This is a genomic window from Endozoicomonas sp. SESOKO2 (genome assembly GCF_024606245.1).
GTDB lineage: Bacteria > Pseudomonadota > Gammaproteobacteria > Pseudomonadales > Endozoicomonadaceae > Endozoicomonas_A.
In genome coordinates, this window is the sequence record NZ_JAHHPQ010000519.1 from 1 (window position 1) to 12,611 (window position 12,611).

General features: G+C 48.9%; 14 protein-coding genes and 1 other RNA gene. 9 read left to right on the top strand and 6 right to left on the bottom strand.

Annotation, left to right across the window (positions count from 1 at the left end; genetic code table 11):
• From KDK17_RS12450 to KDK17_RS12465, 4 genes are all read left to right on the top strand, one after another.
• A partial coding sequence (locus KDK17_RS12450; protein ID WP_257288197.1) for a hypothetical protein occupies window positions 1-292 on the top strand: 292 nt, incomplete at its 5' end.
• A 270-nt stretch (window positions 293-562) separates the two neighbouring features.
• Window positions 563-1,738 (top strand): thiolase family protein, encoded by a 1,176-nt coding sequence (locus KDK17_RS12455; RefSeq protein WP_257253984.1) that lies wholly within the window; start codon window positions 563-565, stop codon window positions 1,736-1,738.
• 124 nt (window positions 1,739-1,862) lie between these two features.
• Entirely contained in the window at window positions 1,863-3,020 is a 1,158-nt protein-coding gene (locus KDK17_RS12460) for an acyl-CoA dehydrogenase family protein (protein ID WP_257253983.1), read from the top strand.
• Window positions 3,021-3,023: 3 nt separating this feature from the next.
• Entirely contained in the window at window positions 3,024-3,797 is a 774-nt protein-coding gene (locus tag KDK17_RS12465; RefSeq protein ID WP_257288198.1) for an enoyl-CoA hydratase, read from the top strand.
• A 41-nt stretch (window positions 3,798-3,838) separates the two neighbouring features.
• On the opposite strand, the gene KDK17_RS12470 is transcribed toward KDK17_RS12465, so the two are convergent.
• From KDK17_RS12470 to KDK17_RS12485, 4 genes are all read right to left on the bottom strand, one after another.
• Window positions 3,839-4,120: a peptidylprolyl isomerase gene (locus KDK17_RS12470; protein WP_306671284.1), complete on the bottom strand. Its 282-nt coding sequence runs from the start codon at window positions 4,118-4,120 to the stop codon at window positions 3,839-3,841.
• Between the two features lie 4 nt (window positions 4,121-4,124).
• Window positions 4,125-4,628, bottom strand: a complete 504-nt coding sequence (locus tag KDK17_RS12475; protein ID WP_257288199.1) for a ProQ/FinO family protein — start codon at window positions 4,626-4,628, stop codon at window positions 4,125-4,127.
• A 102-nt stretch (window positions 4,629-4,730) separates the two neighbouring features.
• Window positions 4,731-5,114, bottom strand: coding sequence for a DUF2237 family protein (locus KDK17_RS12480; protein WP_257253978.1), 384 nt, complete (start codon window positions 5,112-5,114; stop codon window positions 4,731-4,733).
• Between the two features lie 170 nt (window positions 5,115-5,284).
• Window positions 5,285-5,524, bottom strand: coding sequence for a hypothetical protein (locus KDK17_RS12485; protein ID WP_257253977.1), 240 nt, complete (start codon window positions 5,522-5,524; stop codon window positions 5,285-5,287).
• Between the two features lie 540 nt (window positions 5,525-6,064).
• On the opposite strand from KDK17_RS12485, the gene KDK17_RS12490 reads away from it, so the two are divergent.
• The 5 genes from KDK17_RS12490 (at window position 6,065) to recR (ending at window position 10,924) form a co-directional block, all read left to right on the top strand.
• Window positions 6,065-7,426, top strand: coding sequence for a L,D-transpeptidase family protein (locus KDK17_RS12490; RefSeq protein WP_257253974.1), 1,362 nt, complete (start codon window positions 6,065-6,067; stop codon window positions 7,424-7,426).
• Window positions 7,427-7,550: 124 nt separating this feature from the next.
• Window positions 7,551-7,647: signal recognition particle sRNA small type (ffs, locus tag KDK17_RS12495), an RNA gene on the top strand.
• A 126-nt stretch (window positions 7,648-7,773) separates the two neighbouring features.
• Entirely contained in the window at window positions 7,774-9,783 is a 2,010-nt protein-coding gene (gene dnaX / locus KDK17_RS12500; protein WP_257288200.1) for a DNA polymerase III subunit gamma/tau, read from the top strand.
• A 102-nt stretch (window positions 9,784-9,885) separates the two neighbouring features.
• Window positions 9,886-10,212, top strand: a complete 327-nt coding sequence (locus KDK17_RS12505) for a YbaB/EbfC family nucleoid-associated protein (RefSeq protein ID WP_257253972.1) — start codon at window positions 9,886-9,888, stop codon at window positions 10,210-10,212.
• A gap of 112 nt (window positions 10,213-10,324) precedes the next feature.
• Window positions 10,325-10,924: a recombination mediator RecR gene (gene recR / locus KDK17_RS12510; RefSeq protein ID WP_257288201.1), complete on the top strand. Its 600-nt coding sequence runs from the start codon at window positions 10,325-10,327 to the stop codon at window positions 10,922-10,924.
• A gap of 43 nt (window positions 10,925-10,967) precedes the next feature.
• On the opposite strand, the gene KDK17_RS12515 is transcribed toward recR, so the two are convergent.
• Both KDK17_RS12515 and KDK17_RS12520 read right to left on the bottom strand, forming a co-directional pair.
• Window positions 10,968-11,534: a Uma2 family endonuclease gene (locus KDK17_RS12515; protein ID WP_257253969.1), complete on the bottom strand. Its 567-nt coding sequence runs from the start codon at window positions 11,532-11,534 to the stop codon at window positions 10,968-10,970.
• A gap of 82 nt (window positions 11,535-11,616) precedes the next feature.
• Complete coding sequence (locus tag KDK17_RS12520) at window positions 11,617-12,528, bottom strand: hypothetical protein (protein ID WP_257253967.1); 912 nt, start codon at window positions 12,526-12,528, stop codon at window positions 11,617-11,619.
• Window positions 12,529-12,611: the final 83 nt, after the last annotated feature.

Below are 12,611 nucleotides of genomic sequence, written 5' to 3' on the forward strand. Positions count from 1 at the left end.
GAGGAGAAATGTGATGAGCAAGTCCATAGAAAAAGCCGTTCTCACCATGACTGAATCGACTCAGGGAGAATATGTCATCCGGGTGACTCAGGGTGGCACAATTCTCTTTGGGGATGTCATTGTTCGCCTGCCAGCCGGTCTGGGCGAGTCGCTCAAAAGTGATCTGGCTTCAGTCATGGCCAATGCTGTTTTGAGGCATATCAGTAAAGCTGACAAAGAGGCCATCCGCGAAGTTGAAAGTCTTTTCCTCCAGTGGGGGTGCTTTGATGCTGCAGATGATAGCTGCATTTAACCGAATTCATATTTCTGAATTAAAGTACCCTGACCGTTCAGGGGCGTAGGTGCCTGACATGGAAGTATAATCCTGAGTCAGATCTTCAGGATGGTATTTTTTGTCTTTTGTTGCAGTAGAATGTTTGAGAGTCGGTCAGTTCTGTCAGATACTGGCTGTATTGTATCATCGTATCGTTATTCTGCAGTAATCGTTTCAATGCAGATGAATTGTACAATAGAGCTTTTTGCCGAATCGGTATTTGAGCGTCAACAAAAACAAGAGATTACCATGTCTGATCAAGTAAGTATTGTCATCGTTTCAGCTTCACGCACTCCCATGGGCGGCTTCCAGGGGAGTCTTTCAGAGGTTGCAGCTCCACAGCTGGGAGCTGCTGCTATACGTTCTGCCGTTGAGAAAAGTGGTCTTTCTGCCTCCGATATCTCTGAAGTTCTGATGGGCTGCGTGCTACCTGCGGGCTGTCGTCAGTCCCCTGCCAGACAGGCTGCCAGAGGGGCAGGGCTTCCGGACTCTACTTGCACGACAACGGTCAATAAAGTATGCGGCTCTGGCATGAAAACCGTCATGATGGGTGCGGCTCAGTTACAATTGGGCGAGGCTGATGCAGTGGTTGCAGGCGGTATGGAGAGTATGACCAATGCGCCCTACTTGCTGGGCAAAGCCCGCTCGGGTTTGAGATTAGGGCATGGTGAGATTAAAGATCATATGTTTACTGATGGACTGGAAGATGCCTATGACGGTCACGCTATGGGCGTTTTTGCTGAACAGACCGCAAAACGTTTTGAAGTATCCAGAGAATCAATGGATGACTACGCACTGGAGTCTCTGAGAAGAGCTCTGGCTGCCATTGAAGAAGGGGCATTTGCAGATGAAATTGCTCCAGTGGAAACACGCCGCAATGGTGAAATTACGGTGGATGAACAGCCTGGTAAGGCTCGCCCTGAAAAGATCCGGCAGCTGAGACCCGTGTTTGATAAAAACGGGTCGGTCACAGCGGCTAACTCCAGCTCTATTTCTGATGGTGCGGCAGCTCTTGTGTTGATGCGTGAGGAGGATGCAATGGCCAGAGGTCTGACCCCCATTGCACGCATCAAAGGCTATCAGAGCCATGCTCAGTTACCAGCAGAATTTACCATTGCCCCCATTGCGGCCATCAGTAAATTGCTGGAAAAGGTCGACTGGCAGGTAGAAGACGTAGACTTGTTTGAAATCAATGAAGCGTTTGCGGTTGTGACAATGGCATGTATGCAGGAGCTGGATCTGGATCACAGCAAGGTCAACGTGTTTGGTGGCGCCTGTGTGCTGGGTCATCCATTGGGAGCCAGTGGCGCCCGAATTATTGTGACGCTTCTTAATGCCCTGAAAAGAAAAGGCGGTAGAAAAGGTGTTGCTTCCCTTTGTATTGGTGGTGGTGAAGCCACTGCTATTGCAGTGGAGCTTGTTTAATTATCCCAGGCTCTGGAATATTTGACGACTTGGTCGTTTATTAATCGCCACAAGCAAAAGGGGTTTGTAATGGTTTTTTCAAGCCTTGCAGGCTCCTGCTTTTACAAACAATAAGAGGCCGTTAATGAACTTTAATCTCACAGAAGATCAAATCGCTTTTCGTGATCTTGCCGCCCAGTTTTCCAGGCAAGAGCTTCTACCTAATGCGGCTGACTGGGATAGAGACAGTGTCTTTCCCATTGAAACTCTGAAAAGGGCGGGCAAGCTGGGTTTCTTATCCCTGTACGCACCTGAATCAATGGGAGGGATGGGTTTATCGCGGCTGGACGCAAGCCTGGTATTCGAACAGCTTTCCATGGGGTGTACTTCAACCACCGCTTATATGACTATCCATAACATGGTCGTCTGGATGGTGGGTCTGGCTGCCAGCGATGAGGTGCTGTCCGAGTGGGGTGAGGCCCTGGTGACAGGTGAAAAACTGGCTTCTTATTGTCTGACAGAACCCGGCTCAGGGAGTGATGCAGCTTCTCTTAAGACCCGTGCATTCAGGGAAGGAGATGAGTACGTCCTTTCCGGTTCGAAAATGTTTATTTCAGGTGCGGGCAGTACTGACCTTCTATTGGTCATGGCCCGCACGGGGCGGGAAGGCCCAAAAGGTATCTCTGCTTTTGCTGTTCCCGCCAGCAGTGATGGTATCACCTATGGTCGTAATGAAAAGAAAATGGGCTGGAAAAGTCAGCCCACCCGGCTGGTGAGCTTTGAAAACGTCAGGATTCCTGTCAGCTCCCTTCTGGGTAAGGAGGGAGAAGGCTTTACTCTTGCTATGAAAGGTCTTGATGGTGGTCGAATCAACATAGCGACATGCTCTGTCGGTACCGCTCAGCAGGCGTTGAACACTGCCAGAGAATACCTTAAGGACCGTAAGCAGTTTGGTAAAGCGCTGGCTGATTTCCAGGCTCTGCAGTTTCGACTGGCTGATATGACCACAGAGTTAACGGCAGCCAGGCAGATGGTCAGGCTTGCTGCCTTCAAGCTGGATCAAAAAGACCCTGAAGCCACCGCTTATTGTGCCATGGCAAAACGTTATGCTACAGATGCTGGTTTTAAAATCTGTGATGAAGCGCTGCAACTTCACGGCGGTTACGGGTACATCAATGAGTACCCTCTTGAACGCCACGTCAGAGACACTCGGGTACACCAGATTCTGGAAGGCACCAATGAGATCATGAGACTGATCATTGCCCGACGGATTCTGGCTGATGAATGTGCAGGACTGGAGTGAATAATGTCTGATTGTATAAAGCTTTCGCTGGAAGGCCATATCGCCACCATCCAGCTGAATAATCCACCGGCGAACACATGGACACTGGAAAGTCTGAATCTGCTTGAGCAGATGGTTCATGAATTGAATGAAAATCCGCGGGTAACTGCCCTGATTATTTTCTCTGAAGAGGAAAGGTTTTTCAGTGCCGGAGCCGACCTTAAACTGTTTGCTGATGTTTCGTCTGAACAGGCCAGGCCTGTGGCTGAAGCATTTGGCCAGGCTTTTGAAACACTGACAGAATTCAAGGGCATCTCTATTGCCGCAATTAATGGGTTTGCCCTGGGTGGTGGTCTTGAAGTGGCGTTGGCCTGCGACCTGAGAGTGGCTGAAAAACAGGCCTTGTTGGGTCTGCCCGAGGCCGCAGTGGGTCTGTTGCCCTGTGCGGGTGGTACTCAGAATTTAATGTGGCTGGTTGGCGAAGCATGGAGCAAGCGAATGATATTACTGGGTGAGAAGGTGGACGCAGAAAAAGCCTTTCAGATCGGCCTGGTGGAAGAAGTCGTGGAGCAAGGACAGGCTTTTTCAATGGCCAGGGAGCTTGCTGCAAAAGTCAGTCAACAAAGCCCTGACTCAGTTGTTGCTTGTAAAAAGCTGATTCAAATGAATCGGCTTTCGTCAAAGAATAGATATGCTGTCGAGCGTGATCTGTTCCTGACGTTGTTTAAGGGTCAGAACCAGAATGAAGGCGTAAAGGCTTTTCTGGAGAAACGGTCACCTGAGTGGCACTACGATTAAGTAGAAACTGAACCCGGCTGAGCCGGGTTGCAATCTGAGCATCAGTCGTTGCGATAAAGTGTTTGTATGAGGTGGAAGCCGAATTGTGTTTTGACCGGGCCGTGAACTTCCAGAACTTCTTTTCGGAACACTACCTGATCAAAGGCTTTCACCATCTGTCCCTGACGAAATTCGCCAAGGTCTCCTCCTTTCCTGCCAGAGGGGCACTGAGAGTGCTTTTTGGCCAGTTCGCCAAAGTCAGCTCCCTTGCCCAGCTGTTTTTTGAGCTTTTCTGCTTCTTCCCGTGTTTTAATCAGGATATGTCTGGCACAGGCACTCGCCATAATATTATTCCTGCGTCGTAGAATCTTGGGTAGCTGCAGTGTCGCTTTGAGCGATTTGCCCGGCTACCAGTTTGAGTTGTCCGACAAAGACTCGTTCATTTTTTTTCTGACGGGTCAGCTGTCTCTGATACAGAAGAATTTCGGCGTTGACAGCTTCCTTCAGTCTGACTTTGCCAGCAGGTTTACCATTCAGGTCGACCCGGTTTCTGCCTTCCTTAATCGATGATAGATAGCGGTCCTGCTGAGTAAACAGTTTCAGAGCTTTTCTGATGGTGCTGACCGGAAATTCACCGGTTTGTTTCATCTCATTATGGATGCCGATTTTAAGTGGGCGGGGGGAAGCCACTCGAAAGGCATCAGGCCAGCGTTCTCTGATCAGGCGAAGTGCTTCAGAACTGGATATTTCATCTCTATTGTTAGCTGAAGACTGTTGATCAGAAGAAGAAAGGTTACTGCATTGAGTATCTGCCTTTGAAATAGTCAGATCTTCTCTTTCTGCATTGTGCATATTGTGCTCATGACTGATTACTTGAGATGTTTGTTCTGGACAATTGTACTGCATTGTGGACGTCTATTGATATATTTTGAATCCGAACTTATGTCTCGTTTATTAATGAATATCAAGAGCTTTGGATTTCAATGCTCCAAAGCTGATCATCTCAAGAGCCTTTTCGTGAGTGGATCTCAGATAGACCGGAGGAGCGACTCCGGCTTCATAGGCTTGTTTCCATCTTTGTGCACACAGGCACCATTGATCACCCTCCTTAAGTCCGGGAAAATTGTGAGCCTGATTGGGCGTAATCAGGTCGTTGCCCTGTTCAAGAGAAAATTTCAGGAAATCTCCAGTGACTCTGGCGCAGACAACGTGCTGTCCAATATCATTCCTGTCGGTATGGCAGAAACCATCCCGGTAGATTCCGGTTAGAGGATCAAAGCAGCAGGGTTGAAGAGGTCCCCCGAGAACATTTTTTTCATTAGAAGCCGATGTGTTCATGCGGAATTCCATAGACAATCTTGAGAGAGGAGTTAACAGCAGGTTGCTTTTGCAGTCAATGAAGAATTTACAGGCTGGTCCTAACTGAAGAGGAGGGGGTCAGGACTTTTATTCATACTGCTATATGCAGATATGGTCGTTTAGCTCTGTTTAAGACATCACCGTTTGCATCAGGGTCTGATCGATGTGTGCGTTTTCGCCTGTCTGAGTGTCATTTGCAAAGCTTCTTCTCTTGGCAGAACTTTATAAATGCTTCTCAGATACTCGGCTTCAATCTGTGCAGACTCTTTTGCTGTAACAGTGTCTTCTGCCTTGACGTTGTTGCCCTCTTTATTACTTTCTTTCAGTTGCACATTGGCTCTGAGGTATTTCAGGTAAGCTTCCATGTGACTTTGTGCAGGTTTACTCATTCTTGTTCCAAATCGCCATGGTTAAAAGGTAATTGTTTTGCTGAAAGTAATGTGTCGGAGCAAAACATATTTTCGTCGTTAAAATAATAATCCCACTCACCTTCTGTCCTGATATTCCTTCTCAGGATCAGCTGGTCGTTGTGGGAAGATAATCAGCATGATACGTGCCAAGTGTATCGGAATGCGTAAATATACCTATCTTGATGCGTTTTGACTCGGCAGGGGGTGGTTGCGCAATCGGCTTTTTTGAGTTGTTTTTCTCAGTGCTACGTTACGATTGGGATCGCGGGTTACACATCGTGCCGATGTAAATCCCAGCCGGGAGTGTCATTGTTTCAGGGATTTGACAGATTTTTGTCACTCTGGGTTTCAGAGGCAACCATCCATTGATGCAATCTGCTCTCTGTCGGCCGGCCATGCTTCCTCTTTGCCTGATGGTTTATGGCGCCCTTTAGTATTTATATGGTCACCTGACTTTGTTTCACGAGACATTGCTCCCGGAGACACTGTCCCCAAAGTACAGTTGCAGATGAGGATGTCATGCATAGATGGATTGTCATGCTGATTGGCTTCACGCTCTACGCCAAGGCCGATAACACTGCTTATATAAACTGGATCGCCGGTTTGCCTGATCAGGGGATTCCTGTGGAAGATCAGGACTGGCGGCGCCTCGTTGCCTACCCTTCTTCCGAAGTCCTTCAGAAAATGGTTCGTCGATATGCCTTGTATGTCGATAGAGGGCGTCTTGACAAAAGGTTGTTTCAGCCAGGCTGGCGGATAGAGGATCAGCCACGCAAAGAGAAAGATTACTCGCAACACTATTCGATCAATGATCTGAAGCGTCTTGAGCCTGATCTCCCTCAATATCCTGCTTTGGTGAACAGTCTGAAAAAACTCAGGGACTGGAGCCTGATGGCTGTCCGGGAGTTTCCGGATGATTTGATTTTCTTCAAAGACGATCAGCACCCTGCTGTTACCCGCCTGAATCAGTGGCTCATGGATCTGGACCTTGTTGAGAATTTAGAAGGCAGTGTATACACACAAATACACAAGGATGTCCTGACGCGAGTACAGCTTCAGTTTAATCTGATGCCGGATGGCAGGTTGGGGGTTATGACGCGTCAGGCATTGTTAGCTATAACGCACAAGAGAATCAGAACGCTTAAGGCTAATCTCGAACGGCTTCGCTGGTTACCACCGACACTGCCATACCCCCATATTCGTGTGGACATTGCCGGATTCAATGTTGCCTGGATCAAGAATAAAACCCATCAGAAGACTTATAAGGCGATCGTTGGTATGCGTCATAAACAGACACCCGTTTTCAATGATCAGGTTGAAAGTGTGACATTCAATCCTGTCTGGAAAGTTCCACATTCGATTGCCGCTCATTCAATCTTAAGGGCTGAAATGAAAGAGCCGGGATTTTTAAAACGTGAAGGTTTTGTCGTTTATGAAAGCTGGGACGACCTTGCGCCTGCTATTGCTATTGATCGAGTGAACTGGCTATTACTGACGCCCAAAACATTTCGTTACCGACTGGAGCAGCAACCCGGCGAGATAAACCGATTAGGGCGGTTTAAGCTGGATCTACCGAATCAGTATGGTGTCTATCTTCACGATACGGATAAGTCTGATTTGTTTAAAGAAAATAGAAGGGCTTTCAGTTCAGGCTGTGCCCGGGTTGAAGGGATTGCCGATTTGATTCAAACCATCTTTCATGAGCAATCCATGATATGGGTGCATAAAACTACTCCTGACGCGCTGACCTACACCAGGAGGCTTTTGCAGCCAGTGCCCGTTTATTTTGTTTACTTTACAGCCTGGCCCGATGAGTCGGGCAGAGTCCGATTCAGGGAAGATATCTACCAGCAGGACACGGCCATGACCAGCTGGTTTTGAATCTTATGTAGATCTGTCAATTATGGCTCCAGCGCAAGAGGGGCTTTATAAGTGGTTGACGGGGCAAGGTGTTTTGTGGAGAATGCGCTGCATCCAGACGAGTTGTCTGTTTTTTGGTGGGCCCTGTCGGTCCCCTCGCAATGATGAGCTGTGAACCCCGCCAGGCCCGGAAGGGAGCAACGGTAGCAGTGACATCATGTGCCGGGGTGTGGCTGGCAGGGTTTGCCTCCATCTGTCTTGCCCTGTCTGCCAAATACCCTTATATGACCCTTGTGAACCGTGCATTCTTTCGTTTTCTTGGTTAGCATAGAGTCTTCAGTTTCTGTCACCGGTATTCAAGCTTTTCAATGAGCTATCAGGTTCTAGCGCGCAAATGGCGACCCCGTTCTTTCAAAGAGCTGGTGGGCCAGACACACGTATTGCAGGCTCTGGTCAATGCGTTGGACCAGGATCGGCTGCATCATGCTTATCTGTTCACAGGCACACGCGGGGTGGGCAAGACAACCATTGCCCGGATTCTTGCCAAATGCCTTAACTGTGAAACAGGGGTCAGCTCCACTCCCTGTGGACAGTGCGCTGCCTGCTGCGAAATTGATGAAGGTCGTTTTGTTGATCTTATTGAGGTGGATGCAGCTTCCAGAACCAAGGTGGAAGATACCCGGGAACTGCTTGATAATGTTCAGTACGCTCCTACCAGAGGGCGTTATAAGGTTTATCTGATTGACGAAGTGCACATGCTCTCGGTGCACAGTTTCAATGCACTGCTAAAAACCCTGGAAGAGCCACCTCCCCACGTAAAGTTTCTTCTGGCTACCACGGATTCTCAGAAGCTGCCAGTGACCATTCTGTCAAGATGTTTACAGTTTGGGCTGAAAAATATGACGCCGGAAAGGATTGTTGGTCATCTGGAAAATATTCTTGGCCAGGAATCTATTCCTTTCGAAGGTCCTGCACTCGGGCAGCTGGCCAGGGCAGCCGATGGCAGTATGAGGGACTCTCTGAGCCTGACCGACCAGGCTATCGCATTTGGTAATGGTCAGGTAACCGAGCAGGAAGTCAGTGCCATGCTTGGTACCATTGATCAGGGGCAGGTCATGAAGATGGTAAGAGCTCTTTCGTCGGGAGGGGCTCCGGAAGTGTTAGCCGCTATTGCCAACCTTGCTGAACATGCGCCGGATTATGTGGCGGTACTGGATGATATGCTTTCCATGCTGCACCGGATTGCCATTGCCCAGGCCGTGCCCGAGGCAGTTGACAACAGTCAGGGCGATCGTGAGCAGGTTCTGGAACTGGCGGGTAATATGCGGGCTGAAGATGTTCAGCTCTATTATCAAGTCGGTCTGGTAGGGAAAAGAGACCTGCCACTGGCGCCGGATCCACGGGGTGGCTTTGAAATGGCTCTGCTGAGGATGTTGGCATTCAGACCTGAACCTGTTGCCGTTCAGGTGTCCCGGAATGCCCAGCGAGAAGTGGCTGCACCATCAGCAGAAGCTTCAGAGCCGGTGGCAGCTTCTCCTGATCCGGAACCTGAGCCTGCTGGTGCCCTACAGGCCAGGCACCAGCAGCAATGGGTGACTGAAGTAAGAGAGCCTGAACATCCTTTGCCACCGCCTGTGGCTGAAGAACCTCCTTCTCAGACCGAAGCTGAGCAGTCCTCGTCTGCTGCTACAGAAAATCCATTACCGGATGATTTTGCTCCTTCATCGTTACCGGATGTAGAGCCAGCCCAGGTACACGAATCTGATCAAACTCCTGTAACAGAGATCCTGCCAGCGGTTGAAGTCTGCCAGGAGCAGGAGACAGAGGAGGACGATATTCCGCCTTCAGTATCCACTTATGAAGTTTATGCCTCGGAGCTGGCATCACGACAGGAAGTTATTCAGCCAGCGCCTGAATCGGCAATGGTTGAAGAAGAACCTGTTCAGGGGCTGGCTCCTGAAGAGAGAATTTCTTTTGCTGATCTGAATGTTCAGTCCTGGGTGCCTGTTTTCAGAAGCCTTCCTCTGGGTGGAGTGACCCGAACGATTGCCTCTCATTGTGAGTATGTCGGTCATTCGGCAGGCAGGGTTGATTTGCGACTGGACAGTGGCAGAAGCACTTTGTACAACGACACACACCGGCAGAGGGTTGAGAAGGCGTTGAGCGACTATTTTGACCAGCCGCTCAGGGTTCAGGTAGAGATTGGTCAGGTTCAGGCAGAAACCCCTGCTGCCTGGCGTGAGCGTAAAATGGCTGAACGAATGGCTGCTGCACGCGCCAGCATTTTAAATGATCAGCATGTACAGAGCCTGATTAATGAATTTTCCGCTGTCGTCATCGAAGACAGCATTCAGCCAGTTGGCAATGTTATCAAGTGATGAGTGGCCGGTTATTTCAATCATCCGGTGATCATATTTGTCTTTAGTTCATCGCTTTCAGTGATCATTCGATGAGCTAAACGTTACCGTAAAGGAGTTTTTATGTTTAAGGGCGGCATGGGTAACCTGATGAAACAGGCCCAGAAAATGCAGGAAGACATGCAGCGTATCCAGGAAGAGCTTGCCAACGCTGAAGTCATTGGTGAATCTGGTGCTGGCTTGGTAAAAGTGATTATGAACGGTCGTCATGATGTCAAGGATGTGCAAATCGACCCCAGTCTGATGCAAGAAGACAAAGAAATGTTGGAAGATCTGCTGGCGGCTGCTGTGAATGATGCAGTTCGCAAGGTGGAAGAAAACAGTAAGGATAAAATGAGTGACCTGACCGCTGGTATGGGTCTGCCTCCCGGCTTCAAGATGCCTTTCTAAGCGTCACTTGCTAAGTGTCACAGGGTTATTCGTCCAAAGCATATTTGGACAATCATCTGATAGCAGGACCCACTCGTAGCGACTGGGCCCTCACCGGAGTTTGAGTGCATTTATGTTCAGTCCTCTGATCAGGGAATTGATGGAATCCCTGCGTTGTTTGCCCGGGGTGGGGCCCAGATCTTCCCAGAGAATGGCGTTGCATCTGCTGGAAAAAGATCTGGAAGGTGCGCTTCGGCTGGCTAAAGCCCTGACCGAAGCGACAGAAGGGGTCGGACGTTGCAAGGCTTGCAGAACACTGTGCGAGAGTGAATTGTGTGATATTTGCAGTCACCCGGGCCGCGAGAAATCAACACTTTGTGTGGTAGAAAACCCTTCTGATGTTATGGCCCTGGAACAGGCTGGCGGTTATTCCGGACGCTATTTTGTGCTTATGGGACATCTCTCACCCATCGATGGGATTGGTCCTGAAGAAATCGGGGTTACCGACCTGCTGGAGCGAGTGGCTGATTTTCAGGTTAAAGAAGTGATTCTTGCTACTAACCCAACGGTTGAGGGTGAAGCAACCGCACACTTCATTGCGGAAGAACTCAAGAGTATGGGAGTAGAAGCCACTCGGATAGCACATGGTGTGCCGCTGGGAGGTGAACTGGAATATGTTGATGGTGGTACTTTGGCCCACGCATTGGCAGGCCGACGAAAACTGGAGCTCTGAAATACAGGAGCATTCCTGAAGACAAGGTGTTGAGAGGGGCACACTAGTGTTGGTATAGATCAGTCATTGGTATTGTCAGCTCCAGACTCTCCAGCAAGATGCTATCAGTTTCGTTATAGGTGGCTACGACCTTGAAGCGTCCATCTTGCCACATTCTTTTTTCTACGACAGGATGGTTAGGGTCAACAACCAGGTACTCACCTTGAGTCGCCTTTAAGATATGCCCGTACTCCGCTGACTTATAAACACGATCGGTTAGCTCTGTGCTCTCGGAAAGTACTTCAATCAGAACCGTAGCGGATTCGCACATATCTTCGAAGCGCCGCTTTCGCTCACATGAGACCATGACATCAGGATATCTGAAGGATTTAACAAAAGCAGATTCAACTTTTAAGTTGACATCAGCTGCAAACACATCGCATGGTTTTCCCACCAAATGATTACCTAAAATGCGGGTTAAATTAGCGATCATCTTACCGTGCTGAATAGTTCCGCCTGCCATAGCCACTATATATCCATCAATATATTCATGGCGAGAAGTGATTGATGCCCTTTCGTGGGCCAGATAAGCTTCAGGGGTAACCAGAGAATGACTGATTTTATGAGGCATGTCGTGTCCTGTTCTGTTTACCGGGCAATTTATTAAAACCCTATCCAGTAAAATCAATCACTTTGACTTGGCGCGGTTTAGATTATTTAGGACAAAAGTACTGAATACGTTTCACAAGGCCTCCGGTTTTCCCTTCTCCAATTCGTGTTCGGGTATATCGATCCGTAGACATCCAATCAATGGTTTTCTGTGTGCCCGCCACAGAGCCCGGGAAGTAGGTATTGATAAAAAGGGTGAAGCCGCCATTATCTGTTCCGAAAGCGGCTTGCCAGCTTGGATCACTGTCGAGTTGTACCCGATAAAAACAATTTCTGCTGAAGCTGCTGGCCTGAAGCTTTCCGTCTTTGGCCTCCTCAATCACTTTTTTAGTGGAATCCGAGTCAGGAAAATCTCTCCATTCAATATTCTGACACTGTCTCAGTATTGTCTGGGTTGGTACTTGAATGGCTCGCCCATCGGCTTTCTGAACAAGAGTTGTATTTTTTCTGTCTGACTGGATCTGGGCGCTCAGAACCGTCTTCAGACTGCCAAAGTCTTTGGGGATCAGTTCAAGGTGGGTTCTGTTATAGCGGGTGGGCAGGTAATTATAAAAAGCCTGTTCTTCATTGATCCAGTGGAAGCAGTCAGGATTAAAGCCGCTATTACTGTTCAGGTCTATTTTCTCAGGAGCAGGGGGGCACCATCTGCGAATGGCTTCAAAGCCAAGAGGCTGTTCGCTCGTGCTGCCGCTACCCTCTACGATCAGAGTGCTTTTCTGAGCGGCAGAAATTTTGAGTATATAAGCCTCAGCATTTTCCAGGCTGCCGTAAGGGGTCAGCAAAAGAGCATCCTTATTGACGGCGGCTGCGAAGAACCAAGCTCGATCGAACTCCACCTGGTAGTGGCATTGAGGATTGAAATCCTCCGGGGTGTCTACAGCAATCTCTACCCATGGGGATTCGAGAGGCACCCAGGCAGCAAAAAAACCAAGAATCGTCGATAAACCAGAAGCCATCGGGATACACCATAATGCTACGATGTATCCATTCTAGCAGCCTGTCGGACTTAAGGCTGTCCTACTGCGGTTGCAATAAATTG

What these genes read in the sequence shown, in the direction of transcription:
- recR (WP_257288201.1), top strand. Translation starts at nt 10,325, where the DNA reads ATGTTCAGTCCTCTGATCAGGGAATTGATGGAATCCCTGCGTTGTTTG.
- KDK17_RS12480 (WP_257253978.1), bottom strand. Translation starts at nt 5,114, where the DNA reads ATGAACACATCGGCTTCTAATGAAAAAAATGTTCTCGGGGGACCTCTT.
- KDK17_RS12475 (WP_257288199.1), bottom strand. Translation starts at nt 4,628, where the DNA reads ATGCACAATGCAGAAAGAGAAGATCTGACTATTTCAAAGGCAGATACT.
- KDK17_RS12465 (WP_257288198.1), top strand. Translation starts at nt 3,024, where the DNA reads ATGTCTGATTGTATAAAGCTTTCGCTGGAAGGCCATATCGCCACCATC.
- KDK17_RS12460 (WP_257253983.1), top strand. Translation starts at nt 1,863, where the DNA reads ATGAACTTTAATCTCACAGAAGATCAAATCGCTTTTCGTGATCTTGCC.
- KDK17_RS12490 (WP_257253974.1), top strand. Translation starts at nt 6,065, where the DNA reads ATGCATAGATGGATTGTCATGCTGATTGGCTTCACGCTCTACGCCAAG.
- KDK17_RS12520 (WP_257253967.1), bottom strand. Translation starts at nt 12,528, where the DNA reads ATGGCTTCTGGTTTATCGACGATTCTTGGTTTTTTTGCTGCCTGGGTG.
- KDK17_RS12485 (WP_257253977.1), bottom strand. Translation starts at nt 5,524, where the DNA reads ATGAGTAAACCTGCACAAAGTCACATGGAAGCTTACCTGAAATACCTC.
- KDK17_RS12505 (WP_257253972.1), top strand. Translation starts at nt 9,886, where the DNA reads ATGTTTAAGGGCGGCATGGGTAACCTGATGAAACAGGCCCAGAAAATG.
- KDK17_RS12470 (WP_306671284.1), bottom strand. Translation starts at nt 4,120, where the DNA reads ATGGCGAGTGCCTGTGCCAGACATATCCTGATTAAAACACGGGAAGAA.
- KDK17_RS12515 (WP_257253969.1), bottom strand. Translation starts at nt 11,534, where the DNA reads ATGCCTCATAAAATCAGTCATTCTCTGGTTACCCCTGAAGCTTATCTG.
- KDK17_RS12455 (WP_257253984.1), top strand. Translation starts at nt 563, where the DNA reads ATGTCTGATCAAGTAAGTATTGTCATCGTTTCAGCTTCACGCACTCCC.
- dnaX (WP_257288200.1), top strand. Translation starts at nt 7,774, where the DNA reads ATGAGCTATCAGGTTCTAGCGCGCAAATGGCGACCCCGTTCTTTCAAA.